At 71.2% G+C, this 14,013-nt stretch carries 13 protein-coding genes and 1 pseudogene; 10 read left to right on the top strand and 4 right to left on the bottom strand.

The window, feature by feature from the left end:
- The first annotated feature begins 148 nt into the window (after positions 1-148).
- Both dnaJ and ACIRR8_RS10900 read left to right on the top strand, forming a co-directional pair.
- Complete coding sequence (dnaJ, locus tag ACIRR8_RS10895; protein WP_404061849.1) at positions 149-1,342, top strand: molecular chaperone DnaJ; 1,194 nt, start codon at positions 149-151, stop codon at positions 1,340-1,342.
- Between the two features lies 1 nt (position 1,343).
- Positions 1,344-1,799, top strand: coding sequence for a heat shock protein transcriptional repressor HspR (locus ACIRR8_RS10900; RefSeq protein ID WP_404061852.1), 456 nt, complete (start codon positions 1,344-1,346; stop codon positions 1,797-1,799).
- Between the two features lie 75 nt (positions 1,800-1,874).
- On the opposite strand, the pseudogene ACIRR8_RS10905 reads toward ACIRR8_RS10900, so the two are convergent.
- From ACIRR8_RS10905 to ACIRR8_RS10915, 3 genes and pseudogenes are all read right to left on the bottom strand, one after another.
- Positions 1,875-2,042, bottom strand: a pseudogene (locus ACIRR8_RS10905) (helix-turn-helix transcriptional regulator); the annotation flags it as partial.
- A 130-nt stretch (positions 2,043-2,172) separates the two neighbouring features.
- Positions 2,173-3,201 carry a LuxR C-terminal-related transcriptional regulator gene (locus tag ACIRR8_RS10910; RefSeq protein ID WP_404061855.1) on the bottom strand — a complete coding sequence of 343 codons (1,029 nt, stop codon included), beginning with the start codon at positions 3,199-3,201 and terminating at the stop codon, positions 2,173-2,175.
- A 178-nt stretch (positions 3,202-3,379) separates the two neighbouring features.
- Complete coding sequence (locus ACIRR8_RS10915) at positions 3,380-4,390, bottom strand: helix-turn-helix transcriptional regulator (protein ID WP_404061857.1); 1,011 nt, start codon at positions 4,388-4,390, stop codon at positions 3,380-3,382.
- Positions 4,391-4,515: 125 nt separating this feature from the next.
- On the opposite strand from ACIRR8_RS10915, the gene ACIRR8_RS10920 reads away from it, so the two are divergent.
- Positions 4,516-4,752, top strand: coding sequence for a hypothetical protein (locus tag ACIRR8_RS10920; RefSeq protein WP_404061859.1), 237 nt, complete (start codon positions 4,516-4,518; stop codon positions 4,750-4,752).
- Positions 4,749-5,072: a (2Fe-2S)-binding protein gene (locus ACIRR8_RS10925; RefSeq protein WP_356756049.1), complete on the top strand. Its 324-nt coding sequence runs from the start codon at positions 4,749-4,751 to the stop codon at positions 5,070-5,072. The genes ACIRR8_RS10920 and ACIRR8_RS10925 overlap by 4 nt, the downstream gene beginning before the upstream one ends.
- Positions 5,073-5,209: 137 nt before the next feature.
- Here the strand turns inward: ACIRR8_RS10925 and ACIRR8_RS10930 are convergent, their stop codons facing one another.
- Positions 5,210-5,611, bottom strand: a complete 402-nt coding sequence (locus tag ACIRR8_RS10930; protein WP_404061862.1) for a pyridoxamine 5'-phosphate oxidase family protein — start codon at positions 5,609-5,611, stop codon at positions 5,210-5,212.
- 173 nt (positions 5,612-5,784) lie between these two features.
- Here ACIRR8_RS10930 and clpB point away from each other — a divergent pair, with 173 nt between their 5' ends.
- The 6 genes from clpB (at position 5,785) to ACIRR8_RS10960 (ending at position 14,003) form a co-directional block, all read left to right on the top strand.
- Positions 5,785-8,382: an ATP-dependent chaperone ClpB gene (gene clpB, locus ACIRR8_RS10935; RefSeq protein WP_404061865.1), complete on the top strand. Its 2,598-nt coding sequence runs from the start codon at positions 5,785-5,787 to the stop codon at positions 8,380-8,382.
- 215 nt (positions 8,383-8,597) lie between these two features.
- Positions 8,598-9,149 (top strand): YbjN domain-containing protein, encoded by a 552-nt coding sequence (locus ACIRR8_RS10940; protein ID WP_404061868.1) that lies wholly within the window; start codon positions 8,598-8,600, stop codon positions 9,147-9,149.
- 371 nt (positions 9,150-9,520) lie between these two features.
- Positions 9,521-10,231, top strand: coding sequence for a Crp/Fnr family transcriptional regulator (locus ACIRR8_RS10945; RefSeq protein ID WP_404061870.1), 711 nt, complete (start codon positions 9,521-9,523; stop codon positions 10,229-10,231).
- Between the two features lie 199 nt (positions 10,232-10,430).
- The gene (locus tag ACIRR8_RS10950; protein ID WP_404061872.1) at positions 10,431-10,946 is read left to right on the top strand and encodes a hypothetical protein; all 516 of its coding nucleotides are present in this window, start codon (positions 10,431-10,433) and stop codon (positions 10,944-10,946) included.
- 166 nt (positions 10,947-11,112) lie between these two features.
- On the top strand, positions 11,113-11,829 hold the full coding sequence (locus ACIRR8_RS10955) for a hypothetical protein (RefSeq protein WP_404061874.1): 717 nt from the start codon (positions 11,113-11,115) through the stop codon (positions 11,827-11,829).
- Positions 11,826-14,003, top strand: a complete 2,178-nt coding sequence (locus ACIRR8_RS10960) for a hypothetical protein (protein WP_404061877.1) — start codon at positions 11,826-11,828, stop codon at positions 14,001-14,003. Before ACIRR8_RS10955 ends, ACIRR8_RS10960 begins: the two co-directional genes overlap by 4 nt.
- Positions 14,004-14,013: the final 10 nt, after the last annotated feature.

The raw sequence follows: 14,013 nt of genomic DNA on the forward strand, positions 1-14,013 counted from the left end.
ATTTAAATTCCTCCTTTTTCTGGGGGTGGGGGGGGCCCGTGTTGGTTTGCCCCCACCACCCGCCCCGCCCCGGGGCCCCCCCCGGGGGGGGGGGGGGCCCCCCCCCCGGCCCCCCCCCCGCGCCGATCGTCCGGAAGGAGGGACGTCGATGAGCACGAAGGACTTCGTCGAGAAGGACTACTACAAGGTCCTCGGCGTCCCCAAGGACGCCACCGACGCCGAGATCAAGAAGGCGTACCGCAAGCTCGCCCGCGAGTTCCACCCGGACGCCAACAAGGGTGACGCCAAGGCGGAGGAGCGGTTCAAGGAGATCTCCGAGGCGAACGACGTCCTCGGCGACACCAAGCGGCGCAAGGAGTACGACGAGGCGCGCGCCCTCTTCGGCAACGGTGGCTTCCGCGCCGGCCCCGGTGGTGCGGGCGGCAACTTCAACTTCGACCTGGGCGACCTCTTCGGCGGAGGCGCCCCGGGCGGCGGACAGGGCGGTGCGGGCGGCGGGTTCGGCGGCGGCGGAGGCGGTCTCGGCGACGTCTTCGGCGGGCTGTTCAACCGCGGCTCCACCGGCACCCGGGTCCAGCCGCGGCGCGGCCAGGACATCGAGTCCGAGGTGACGCTCAGCTTCACCGAGGCGGTCGACGGGGCCACGGTCCCGCTCCGGATGTCCAGCCAGGCGCCCTGCAAGGCGTGTTCCGGCACCGGCGACAAGAACGGCACCCCCAGGGTCTGCCCGACCTGCGTCGGCACCGGCCAGGTCTCCCGCGGCACCGGCGGCGGCTTCTCGCTCACCGACCCGTGCGTGGACTGCAAGGGCCGGGGCCTCATCGCCCAGGACCCCTGCGACGTCTGCCACGGCAGCGGCCGGGCCAAGTCGGCCCGCACGATGCAGGTCAGGATCCCGGCGGGCGTCTCCGACGGCCAGCGGATCCGGCTGCGCGGCAAGGGCGGCCCGGGCGAGCGCGGCGGACCGGCCGGCGATCTGTACGTCGTCGTCCACGTCGGCGCCCACCCGGTCTTCGGCCGCAAGGGCGACAACCTCACGGTCACCGTGCCCGTCACCTTCCCGGAGGCGACGCTCGGCGGCGAGGTGAAGGTCCCCACCCTCGGCGGACCACCGGTCACCCTGAAACTGCCCGCAGGCACCCCGAACGGGCGTACGATGCGCGCCCGGGGCAAGGGCGCGGTCCGCAAGGACGGCACCCGCGGCGACCTGCTGGTCACCGTGGAGGTGGCGGTCCCCACGGACCTCGGCCAGGAAGGCCGGGACGCACTGGAGGCCTACCGCAAGGCGACCGCGGACGAGGACCCGCGGGCAGAACTGTTCCAGGCCGCGAAGGGAGCTTGAGATGGACGGCCGTCGACGCAATCCGTACCAGCTGACCGATGAATCACCGGTGTACGTGATCTCGATCGCGGCCCAGCTCTCGGGCCTGCACCCGCAGACGCTGCGCCAGTACGACCGTCTCGGCCTGGTCTCCCCGGACCGTACGGCCGGCCGGGGCCGGCGCTACTCGGCCCGTGACATCGAGCTGCTGCGCACCGTGCAGCAGCTGTCGCAGGACGAGGGCATCAACCTGGCGGGCATCAAGCGCATCATCGAGCTGGAGAACCAGGTGGCCGCGCTCCAGCAGCGCGTCGCCGAGCTCTCGGCGGCGGTGGACGGCGCGGCGGTCGCCATGCAGCAGCGCGAGGCCCAGGTGCACGCCTCGTACCGCCGCGACCTCGTGCCGTACCAGGACGTGCAGCAGACCAGCGCGCTGGTGGTGTGGCGGCCCAAGCCGAAGAGGGCGACGGGGGAGTAGGAGCGCGCACGCCTTGTGCGTTGCGCACGTCTTGTGCGGTTGCGCGCGCCTTGTGCGGCGGGGCCGGGAGAGCGTTCATGACGCCTTCCCGGCCCCGTCGGCGTATGCGCTCCGGCTGCCCCAGGTGCCGCCGTGGCCGGCCCTGGCGGTGCCCGAGTGGGCGAGGAGGGCGCCGAGGTGGGTGCGGCTGGTGGCGCCGAGGGTGTGCCTGAGTTTGGCGATGTGGGGGCGGCAGGTGCGGACGCCGATGCCCATCCTGCGCGAACGGTCTGAGCAGCCGCGTGAGCGCGGCCGACGCCGGTACGGCGCGTCCCCACCGCTCGTCGTGCGGGTCCGGGTGGACCAGGCCGCGCTCGAACAGGCAGGACACCCGCTAGTTCCGGTCGTCCGGACGTGCCGGAGCCGTCCGGGGCGACTGCTCGGCTGCGGTCGCCTCGACGATGCCCGACTCGACGAGCAGCGCGCCGAGATGGGTACGGCTGGTGGCGCCCAAGGTCTGCATGAGCTTGGCGATGTGGGAGCGGCAGGTGCGGACGCTGATGCCCATCTTGCGGGCCACCACGTCGTCCACATGGCCTTCGGCGAGGAGGCGGGCGATGCTGAGCTGGACGGCGGTGACCGGGGCGTTAGGTGCGGTCGCCTGGTGGTTCTCGGCCAGCGGTACGGCCTGGGCCCAGAGGACCTCGTACACCTGGATCAGGTAGGAGACCAGGGCCGGATGGCTGATCCGCAGCGCGGTGCTGCGGTCGGCGGAGGCGGGGATGTAGGCCACCGTCCGGTCGATGATGATCAGCCGTTCGACGGTCAGCTCGGTGGTGCGTACCTGCAGATGCTGGGCCGGGACCTGGCAGAGGTAGTCCCTGATGGAGCCGCTGTAGCGGGCCGGATGCTGGTAGATGTGGCGGATTCTGGCCCCCCGCCGGATGGCGGTGTTGGCGTTGGCCAGCCCTTGCCGCAGGGTGCTGGCCGGCCGGTCGCTGCCGGGCTGGGCCGTGAGGATCTCGTCCGTTGCGGTGGCGGTGGCCTCGTTGATGGACGCCTGGATGGCCGGGACCCCCTCCAGCACGGTGATGGCGAGGTTGGGGTCGTCGTGGGCCACGGCGGTCAGCGGGAACAGGGACCGGCTCAGCGCGGCCGCGAGGCGCAGGCGCTCGTCGATCTCCCGGGAGACCGGTTGCAGGAGGTTGGCCAGCGCGGCCGACGGCGGCACGGGCCGCATCCAGGTGTCGTCCCACGGGTCGGGATGCAGCAGGGCAAGGTCCGTCAGGCAGGGGGCTTCGGCGAGGTCGGGGCGGGGTATTCGTCCGGCGCGCAGGGCTTTCTCGTACAGGCGGAGCGCTGGATCGCACAGCACACCGTTCTGATGTGGGCTATGTCCTAATCTGTCTTCACTGCTGGCCATTTGGGATCCCCCTGCTTTATGCAGTGCAACAAGTTGACGGTGGTGCCCGTGTGGTTCTGCGGGGAGTGTGGACCTGTCGGGGGAGCCGGGAACTTCCTCGGCACAACCCGGGCGCCGGCTGTGCTCTCCCCCATTGCGCGGTCACGCCCGGGTTCCCACGGGGGGATCGTTCGCGCGGTCAGGAGTCCGATTCCAGAATTCCTGACCGCGCGATCAGATAGCCGAGTTGTGCCCGGCTGGTGCTGCCGAGGGTGGCGGAGAGCTTGGCGACATGGGCGCGGCAGGTGCGTACGTTCATTCCGAGGCGCCGGGCGATCGAGTCGTCCACGTGGCCTTCCACCAGCAGTTGCGCGATGGACCGCTGAACGCCGCTGACGCCCTTGGGAGGTGGGTCGTACTGAAGCTCGCCGAGAAGGGGTGACGCACGGCTCCAGAGCTGTTCGAAGACCTTGACCAGATAGTCGATCAGTCCGGGATGGCGGAGTTCCAGGGCGACCTGGTCGTCGTTGCGCGCGGGTATGAAGGCAACAGTCCGGTCGAAGACTATCAATCGCTCGATGAGCTCTTCGAGCGTGCGGATCTCCACCTTGCTCTCGGCCAGGCGGGCCGCGTAGGCGAGCGTGCCCTGGCTGTGCCGCACGGTGTGCTGGTAGAGAGTGCGCATGGCGACGCCGCGATCCACCACGGACAGGGCGCGTTCGAGGCCCTCGCTGAGGCGGTCCTCGCCGCGGTCCCCGCCGGGCTGGACGGTGAGGACCTCGGTGCGGCACTCGGCGGTGGCGAGATCGAGGGCGGCGTTGATCCGGTGGCCCCCTTCCAGCACCGTGATGGCGTGGGTGGTGGGAGGATCCTGGGCGCTGATGTCCATGAACGGCTCGAAGGAGTCCGCCAACTCCACGGAGCGTCGTCTGCGTTCCTGGATCTCCCGCTCGATCGGGTGCAGGCGCTGGGCCAGAGCCGCGGACGGGGCGATGGGCCGGAGCCATGCGGTGTCGTCCGGATCGGGGTGCAGGAGCGCGAAATCCATCAGACAGGGAGCAGGTTCGACTTCCGAACGAGAGATTCGTCCGGATCGTAGTGCGCTGGCGTAAAGCCGTTTGCCCTCGTCACACAGCTCCGTGACGCCATGAGGATGTGTCGGCTTTGTCTCTCTTGTGGCCATATCTCCACCCCCCAGGTTCCTGAACATGCAGGAACATGATGCATCGTCCCGGTGGCGTTCCCCTACCCGGTTGAGACATCGTCGTGGATGCGGGGGAGAGGAATCCACAAGTGAGGACGAAGCCGACTATGGATAAGCGAATGCTTCGCTCGGTGCTTGCCGCCGCTTTTGTCGCGGCCCTGGGCTTTGGCGTGGCAGGCGGCGCGGCAGGCAGCTCGGCGGCACCCCAGGCCGACGAGATCAGCTGGTTCGCCGGTGCGTCGGTGAACGGCGGTGAGATCAGCTGGTCCGTGCAGGCTGCAGCGGCTGACGAGATCAGCTGGCGGACCCCCAAGGCGTCGGCGCCGGGCGAGATCAGCTGGTCCGCTCCGGCTGACACGGTCGCATGACCCCCCCGCCGCCGGACGACCGCACCTTCCGGCGCGAGATGGCAACCGCCTATCGCTCAGGGTGGCATTTCATCGATCTGCTCACGGCCCTCCCCCGCCGTGGCGACTCGTTGATGGTCACCCTGTTCGGAGAGCCGATCGTCGTCGTGATGGAAGAGGACGAGGACGTCCGCGCCTATCGCTGTCTCCGACGCCCCCGTGGCGCGCCGCAGCCCGTCCGCTGCGCCGTCAGGTACGGGATGATCTTTGTGAACCTCGATCAGCGGGACCACGAGCTGATCGCGTCAGAACCCCTTTCCGCCACCCCCCGCAGCGCCTGAGCGATTCCCCCGTCGTCACCTGTCGCTCCAGGCGCTTCCCCCACACAGCGGCGCCACCGTGACCTGAACACGGTGGCGCCGTTGTGCTGTCCCCGTACGGGAAGGGCGGGCGGGGCAGGTGTCGGCGGTTGCGGGTGTCAGGCGTTGCCGAGCGCCCGGTCCAGCGCGATCTCGATCACGATGCGCTCCGGGTTCTCCCTCGGCGTGCGCTCGTACCGCTCCGCGTAGCGGCTCTCCGCGTCCGCGACGGCCTCCGGCTCCGTACGGATGGTCGCGCGGCCCTCCAGCGTCGCCCACCGGGCCTTGTGCATCTGGCAGACGGCGACCCGTGCCCCCTCCGGTCCCGCGGCCAGGATGTTGGCGACCTTGCGGGTGTTCCTGCCGGTGATCACGCGGGCCACTCCGGCCTCCGGGTCGTACGTCACACCCACCGGCACCACGTGCGGTGTGCCGTCCGGGCGGAGCGTCGTCAGCGTGCACACGTGCCGCTCGCGCCAGAACGCGAGGTACTCGGGGGTGGGGTTCCGTACGTCTGCCATGGGGGAAGCGTAGGCGCGGGGCGGTGCCGGTGCGGTGGCGGGCGGGTCCGGCGGCCCGTTCACTCGGAACGGCGGGCCGGTGTGCCGTAATCTTGCCTTGAGTGGAATAGACTCAACTTTGTGTACGTCGTAATCATCAAGGAACCCCCAGCAGCGAGGAGGAGCAAGGACCCGTGGACGCCGAGCTGACCAACAAGAGCCGGGACGCCATCAACGCGGCCACCGACAGGGCCGTGAAGGACGGGCACCCCGACCTCACCCCCGCACACCTGCTGCTCGCGCTGCTGGGCGGCGAGGACAACGAGAACATCACCGACCTGCTCGCCGCCGTCGAGGCCGACCAGGCCGTCGTACGCGGCGAGACCGAGCGGCTGCTCGGCTCCCTGCCCAGCGTCACCGGCTCCACCGTTGCCCCGCCGCAGCCCAACCGTGAGCTGCTGGCCGTCATCCAGGACGCGGCGCAGCGGGCCAAGGAGCTGGGCGACGAGTACCTCTCCACCGAGCACCTGCTGATCGGGATCGCCGCGAAGGGCGGGCGCGCCGGTGAGATCCTCGACGGACAAGGGGCCGGTGCGAAGAAGCTGCTGGCCGCATTCGAGACGAGCAGGGGCGGCCGCCGCGTGACCACACCCGATCCGGAGGGCCAGTACAAGGCCCTGGAGAAGTTCGGCACCGACTTCACGGCCGCCGCGCGCGACGGCAAGCTGGATCCGGTCATCGGCCGTGACCAGGAGATCCGCCGCGTCGTGCAGGTCCTGTCCCGCCGGACCAAGAACAACCCGGTGCTCATCGGCGAGCCCGGCGTCGGCAAGACCGCCGTCGTCGAAGGCCTCGCCCAGCGCATCGTCAAGGGCGACGTCCCGGAGAGCCTGAAGAACAAGCGGCTCGTCTCGCTCGACCTCGGCGCGATGGTCGCGGGCGCGAAGTACCGCGGCGAGTTCGAGGAGCGCCTCAAGACCGTCCTCTCCGAGATCAAGGAGAGCGACGGCCAGATCATCACCTTCATCGACGAGCTGCACACCGTCGTCGGCGCCGGCGCGGGCGGCGACTCCGCCATGGACGCGGGCAACATGCTCAAGCCGATGCTGGCCCGCGGTGAGCTGCGCATGGTCGGCGCGACCACGCTGGACGAGTACCGCGAGCGCATCGAGAAGGACCCGGCCCTGGAGCGCCGCTTCCAGCAGGTGCTGGTGGCCGAGCCGTCCGTCGAGGACACCATCGCCATCCTCCGTGGCCTCAAGGGCCGTTACGAGGCCCACCACAAGGTCCAGATCGCGGACTCGGCGCTCGTCGCCGCGGCCACGCTCTCCGACCGCTACATCACCTCCCGCTTCCTCCCCGACAAGGCCATCGACCTGGTCGACGAGGCCGCCTCCCGGCTCCGTATGGAGATCGACTCCTCACCGCTGGAGATCGACGAACTCCAGCGCTCCGTCGACCGGTTGAGGATGGAGGAGCTGGCGCTGAAGAACGAGTCCGATGCCGCCTCCAAGCAGCGCCTGGAGAAGCTCCGCCGCGACCTCGCCGACAAGGAGGAGGAGCTGCGCGGCCTCAACGCCCGCTGGGAGAAGGAGAAGCAGGGACTCAACCGGGTCGGTGAGCTCAAGGAGCGCCTCGACGAGCTGCGCGGCCAGGCCGAACGAGCGCAGCGCGACGGTGACTTCGACGCCGCCTCCAAGCTGCTGTACGGCGAGATCCCGGGCCTGGAGCGGGAGTTGGAGGAGGCCGCCGAGGCCGAGCAGGAAGCCTCCAAGGACACCATGGTCAAGGAGGAGGTCGGCCCGGACGACATCGCGGACGTCGTCGGTGCCTGGACCGGCATCCCGGCCGGGCGGCTGCTGGAGGGCGAGACGCAGAAGCTGCTGCGGATGGAGAGCGAGCTGGGCAAGCGGCTGATCGGGCAGAGCGAGGCCGTGCAGGCCGTCTCCGACGCCGTACGCCGTACGCGCGCCGGGATCGCCGACCCTGACCGGCCCACCGGCTCCTTCCTCTTCCTCGGCCCCACCGGTGTCGGCAAGACCGAGCTGGCCAAGGCGCTCGCGGACTTCCTCTTCGACGACGAGCGGGCCATGATCCGCATCGACATGAGCGAGTACGGCGAGAAGCACAGCGTCGCCCGCCTGGTCGGCGCCCCGCCCGGTTACGTCGGCTACGAGGAGGGCGGCCAGCTCACCGAGGCCGTCCGCCGCCGCCCGTACAGCGTCGTCCTCCTGGACGAGGTGGAGAAGGCCCACCCCGAGGTCTTCGACATCCTGCTCCAGGTCCTCGACGACGGCCGGCTCACCGACGGCCAGGGCCGCACGGTCGACTTCCGCAACACCATCCTCATCCTCACCTCCAACCTCGGCAGCCAGTTCCTGATGGACCCCCTGGTCAAGCCCGAGGTCAAGAAGCAGCAGGTGCTGGACGTGGTGCGGGCCTCCTTCAAGCCGGAGTTCATCAACCGGCTGGACGACCTGGTGGTCTTCTCGGCGCTCTCCGGCGACGAGCTGGCGCACATCGCCGGGCTCCAGATCGACCGGCTGGCGAAGCGGCTCGCGGACCGGCGGCTCACCCTGGACGTCACACCGGACGCGCTCGCCTGGCTCGCCCGGGAGGGCAACGATCCGGCGTACGGGGCACGCCCGCTGCGCCGCCTCATCCAGACGGCCATCGGCGACCGGCTCGCCAAGGAGATCCTCTCCGGCGAGATCCGGGACGGCGACACCGTACGGGTGGACCGCGCCGGGGAGGCGGACGCGGAGGGCCTGATCGTCGGCCCGGCCGCGTAGAGCCCGGAAGGAGGCGGGGCCGGCCGCGTAGAGCCCGATGAAGGCGCCGGGCCGGCCGCGTGAGCCGCCGGCCCCGCCGCCTGAAAAACCGGTCCCGCCGGCCCCTCCCCGAACCCGCGGCGTGTCAGCTTGTGGCGGATAGGGGCCGTGCGGGCTTGCCATGCCCCGCCCGCCATGGGAGAGGATGGCCGCCAACCGCACGAAGGGAAATAACGGTGAGCATCGATCCGTCCTCGATTCCTAATTTCGGGGGCCAGCCCGAACCGCAGGCGGCAGGACCGGAGGGCCCCGTCGTCCCTGACCAGGACCTCGTCAAGCAGCTCCTCGACCAGATGGAGCTCAAGTACGTCGTCGACGACGAGGGCGACCTCGCCGCGCCGTGGGAAGAGTTCCGGACGTACTTCATGTTCCGGGGCGAGGACGAGCAGCAGGTCTTCTCGGTCCGTACGTTCTACGACCGCCCGCACGCGCTCGACCTGCGTCCGGTCCTCCTGGACGCCATCGACGACTGGAACCGCCGCACCCTGTGGCCCAAGGTCTACACCCACGCCCACGAGGGCGAGGAGGGCGAGGCGGGCTCCGTCCGGCTGATCGGTGAGGCGCAGATGCTCATCGGCACCGGCGTCAGCCTGGAGCACTTCGTCTCCTCGACGGTGAGCTGGGTGCGCGCCTCGATCGAGTTCGACAAGTGGCTCGTCGAGCGCCTCGGCCTCGCGCCGGCCGAGGAGAAGACGGACGGCGAGGGCACGGAGTCCGCGGGCGCCTAGTCCGTACGCGCCCGAAGGCCCGGTGCGGGTCGGTGGTCGAGATGACCGCCACCCGCACCGGGCCTTTCCCGTCCCCGCGTCTCCGCGCGTCCACCCGCGTCTCCGCGCGTCCACCCGTGCCTCCGCGCGTCTCCCCGCGTCTCCGCGACGACCGCCCCGATCTGGCACAACCGGAAGACCCGCCAACGCATCGCACGATCAGTGGTCGCCTACGACCACAGATCGTCCGGAACGACTCGTCTACGGTGAGCCATGGCCCCGGCGGGTTCCGCCGAGACAGCGGCACCCTGACCCGCGAGGGCGTCCCCCTCATCCCGTCGGCACGGGCCCGGTCGGTCCAGGGGCCCGGGCGTACGAGGGGGGAGGGGGACATGGCGAAGCGCACACCGCCGGCCGGTGCCGAGGACCGTCCGCCGGGCCGGTTCGCGGGGCTCGGCCAGGATCACCTGGCCCTGCTGGGCGCAGCCGGCGTCGTCCATGCCTGGTCACGCGGCGAGATTCTGATGCGCCAGGGCGAGCGGGGCGACCGTGCGATCCTCCTGCGGCAGGGGCTCGTGAAGATCACCACCGAGTCCGCCAACGGCTACACCAGCCTGCTGGCCTTCCGCGGGCCGGGTGAACTGGTCGGCGAGCTCGCTGTCCTGGACGGGGGTGCCCGCTCGGCGACCGTGACCGCCGTGCGCCCGGTGCGCGGGGTCATCATCCCGGCGTCGCGATTCGCCGCACTGATCCAGGAGCACGGCGATCTCGCCCTGGCGGTGCTGCGCGGGGTCAGCGGCAGACTGCGCCATTCCGACCGGCACCGTGAAGCCCTGGGCTCCCGCTCCGCGGCGGTGCGCATCGCGCACGTACTCCTGGAGTTCGCCGAGCGCCACGGAACGGCGGCAGCCGACCGGGGGCCGACCGCGCTGGCCGTTTCGATGACCCAGCAGGAGCTCGCCGGAGCCGCGGGCACGTCACGCGAGTCGGTGGTGCGCACCCTGCGGGACCTGCATGACCTCGGACTCGTCGCCATGGCGCGCGGCGTCGTCGTGGTGCTGGATCCGGCGAAGCTCGACAGCTGGGACTCGGACTCCGGTTGAGGCGGCCCTGTGCGTCATCTGATGCAGAACTCGGCGCGTGAACGGGTTACTCATGGAGGGCGGTGTCCGGCGCCTCGCCCGTCGCGCACGGGGGGCGACGGGCGAGGGGCGGCCGTGCGGGGACAGGCCGTGCGGGAGGGCCTCCGTCGCCGCACGGCACGCCGTCGACCGCTCGACGTGATCGGAATCGGGGGACCACATGCCGGATCAGGGGCGTACGACAGGTGATTTCGAGCCGGGGGCCGATGCGGCGCTGGCCATCTCGCAGGTGACCGGTGTCATCTTCGCGGCCGACGCCAAGGCGGGGTTGCTGGCGACCGCGCTGGGGATCTTCACCGGCGGGCTGCTGACGCAGGCACGGGCGCTGCGCGGGCTGACTCCCCCGCACTCCGCCGCCGAGGTGCTGATGGCGGCCCTGGCACTGGTGGTGACGGCGGCGGTGACGGCGTCCGGCTGGTTCCTGCTGCGCACGCTGTCGCCGCGGTCCACGACGAGCGCACCGACCCGGTACGGCTGGCCGACGCTGCTCACGAGGGACCCGGCCTCGCTCGTCGCCGCCGAGCCCGGGGCGGCCCGGCGCGAAGCCTGGCGGCATGCGGCGGACCTGGCGGCCATCGCGGAACGCAAGTTCGCCGCTTTCCGCAGGGCTCTGATCTGGGCGATGGTCGCCGGTGCGGCGCTCCTTGCGTCACTCATCGCATCCCTCTGGGTCTGATCTGATGATCAATTAGTAAATATCACCGCACGTGGCTATTCTCGCGTCCTCACCTCTGCGGGTGGCATGCCGGCCGGTCGGCCGGACGGGAGACCTCCAGGCCGTGCACAACTCGGAAGCAGGGCGTATGCCGAACACTTTCGGACCGAATCCCATCCATCACGTCATGCTCGGTGTGGACGTGAAGGGCTCCTCCCACCCCGACCGCGATGACAGTCTGCTGCCTCAACTCCGTTTTTCACACACGGAGTTGGTGGCCGAGGCGCTGCGCCGGCAAGGGCTGGACGCCGACGACTACGAGCTGCGGAGCCGAGGTGACGGCGGGCGCTACGACTTCCGGCCGGGCATCTCCCCGGTACCGGTCGTCGAGGCGGTGACCGTGGAGCTGGGCAGGCTGCTGCGCCGCCACAACAAGAGGTCGTCGGAGGCGCTCGGACTCAGGCTGCGGCTGGCCGTGCACGGTGGATATCTGCTGCCGACCGCCGACGGGACCGACGCCGACGGCGCGGACGTCAACCTCCTGCACGGACTGCTGGACGCCGAAGAGCTGCGCAGCGCCCTCGCCGGCGCCGACAGTCCGTATGTGCTGGCCGTGTCGGAGCCGATCTGGCACGGAGCGGTCCGGCACGGCCACGGCGAGCTGGACCCGGACGACTTCACGCCGTACCGACTGACGGTGAAGGGCGGTTCGGCCGTACCCGTCTGGCTGCACCCGGCCGTCGGGGGCCCGGGCCGGGGCCGCGAGGAGGGCGCCGCCCGGGGGAAGCCCGCCGGCTCGCCCGCCTCCGGCCACCGGGACCCGGCCCCCTCCGGCGGCATGGTCTTCAACGGCGAGGTCCGCGCCCGGAATGTGGTCGGCCGCGATCAGGTGACCTACCGGTGAGCGCCGCGGAGTCCGACGCCGATCCGGGCCGGGCGGACGGGAGGGATCCGGACGGGCGGGATCCGGACGGACGGGGTTCGGACGGCGTCGGCCCGAACGAGGCGGACGGTGACCGTGCCTACGGTGACGAGCAGTTCGACCTCGACACCATGCACCGGCTGCGCTCCGACCTGGACGAGGACGTGGACCGCTTCGGCGGCGCCGCCTCGATGCACTTCGCCCGCCAGGTCCGGGCCCACTCCATCGTCGGCGGCGACCAGTTCGTCCTGAACACGGGCGGCGCCCGGCGGCCGAGCTGGTACCGGCTGTCCGAAGCCGGGCGGGCCGAGCTGCAACAGGTCTACGTCCGGCCCGGATGCGCCGACGCCGCCGAGAAGGTGTTGCGCCGTCAGCACCTCCTCGTACTCAGCGGGGCCCGGCACACCGGACGCCGCTTCCTGGCCTCCGCCCTCGCGCTGGCGGTGCTGTCGGCCGCCGGCGAGTGCCGCTTCCTGCAACCGGGCACCCATCCGGACACGTTGACCACGGAGGACGTCCGGGAGGGCTGCGCCTACGTCCTGGAGGCGGGCGCCGGGTCCGGGGCGCTGACCGACTTCGTCCTCACCCGGCTGTCGGGGCTGATGGAGCGCCGCCGCGCCTACCTGGTGATCACCATGGAGGATTCCGCACAGATACCGGAGAGCCTGTCGGAGTGGACGGTGCGCGGGGACAGCCGCCCCGAGGCGGCCGCGGTGTTCCGCAGCCATCTACGGCACCGGCTCCCCGGCGGCCGGGCCGGGCGCGCCGACGCGCTGCTCCAGGACACCCGGATCGCGGCCTGGCTGGCGGAATCGCCGCCCCCCGGCGAGATCGCCCGTATCGCCCGCGAACTGGCGCTCACCACCGATGACGAGTCCGCCGTCGCCGCCTGCATGGCGCAGGTCACCAGTCAGACCGAGCTGGTCGCCGCCGAACTGCTCGCGGAGAACGGAACGGCCCGTGAACTCGCCATCGCCACAGCCTTTTTCGGCGGGTTCCCCTACGCCACGGTCCGCCAGCTGGAGCACCGGCTGGCCGACCTGGTGCACGAAGCGAAGGTCCACGACGCGCCCCGCTCACGGCAGTTCCTCACCGAGACGCGGCAGAGCCGGCTGGAGGACATCCGCGCCGTCACCCGCAAGGGCATCGCGCACACCCGCTACGGGAGCAGTCCCACCGAAGTGGTGGACTTCGCGGGAAGCGGTCTGGCGGCCGCCCTCGTGGACATGCTCTGGCGGTACGACGACTCCGAACCGCTGCTGCGGTGGCTGTCGGACCTGGTCCACGACCCGTCCGAGGCCGTCCGCCGCCGGGCCGCGTTCTCGCTGGGCCGCCTCTCGCTGCTCGACTTCACGCAGATCGCCGAGGGCGTGTTCCAGCCCTGGTCGCTCTCCCCCGACCACCGGGACCGGGTCGCCGCCGCGATCGCGCTCTCGGTCTCCGTCCAGGACCCGACCGTGGCGCCGCACGCGCTGGGGCTGGTCGAGTCCTGGAGCACGGCCGGAAACCGGCACCGGCGGATGACCGCCGCGCTGGCCTGGGGGCTGGCGATCAGCCCGGCGCATCCGGTCGCGGGCGTCCAGGGGCTCGGCAACCTCCTGGACACGGGCGACGCGGGCGTGGCCTGGTCGGCGAAGGCCGGCTTGACGGCGGCCTTCGTGGGCGGTCTGTCCGGCCTCGTCCTTGAGGCGATGGGCCTGTGGTTGCGGGATGCCCAGGGCGCCGCCCGCGCCAACCTGCTCGGCGCGTTCCTGCGGGTGTGCCGGGCCCGGGGGGCGGAAGGCCGTCCGGACGCCGCGCACTGGCCGACCCCCTTGTGGCTGTTCGAGAGGTGCCAGAGCACGGATCGCGGGGGCGCTTCCCCGAGGGGCGACGGTCCGGTCGACACCGACCACGACGTGATCGAGCTGTGGCAGGCGGCGCTCTCCCACCGGGCGACCTCGGCCGAGGCGCTGAGGACGCTGAGCTCGTGGTTCAGGCAGGCCGACCGGTACGGGGAGTCCCGTGAGGCGTTGCTCGACCTGCTCGACGAACTCATCGACAGCCCCCGGGACTTCCGCCGTCTCGACCACCTTCTCCGACGACTGGCCCGCGATTCCGCCCAGCCCTCGCACACGGCGGAGCTGGCCCTGCGGGAACTCGACCAGCTCCGTTGAACGACATCAC

The organism is Streptomyces sp. NPDC101178, from assembly GCF_044767965.1.
GTDB lineage: Bacteria > Actinomycetota > Actinomycetes > Streptomycetales > Streptomycetaceae > Streptomyces.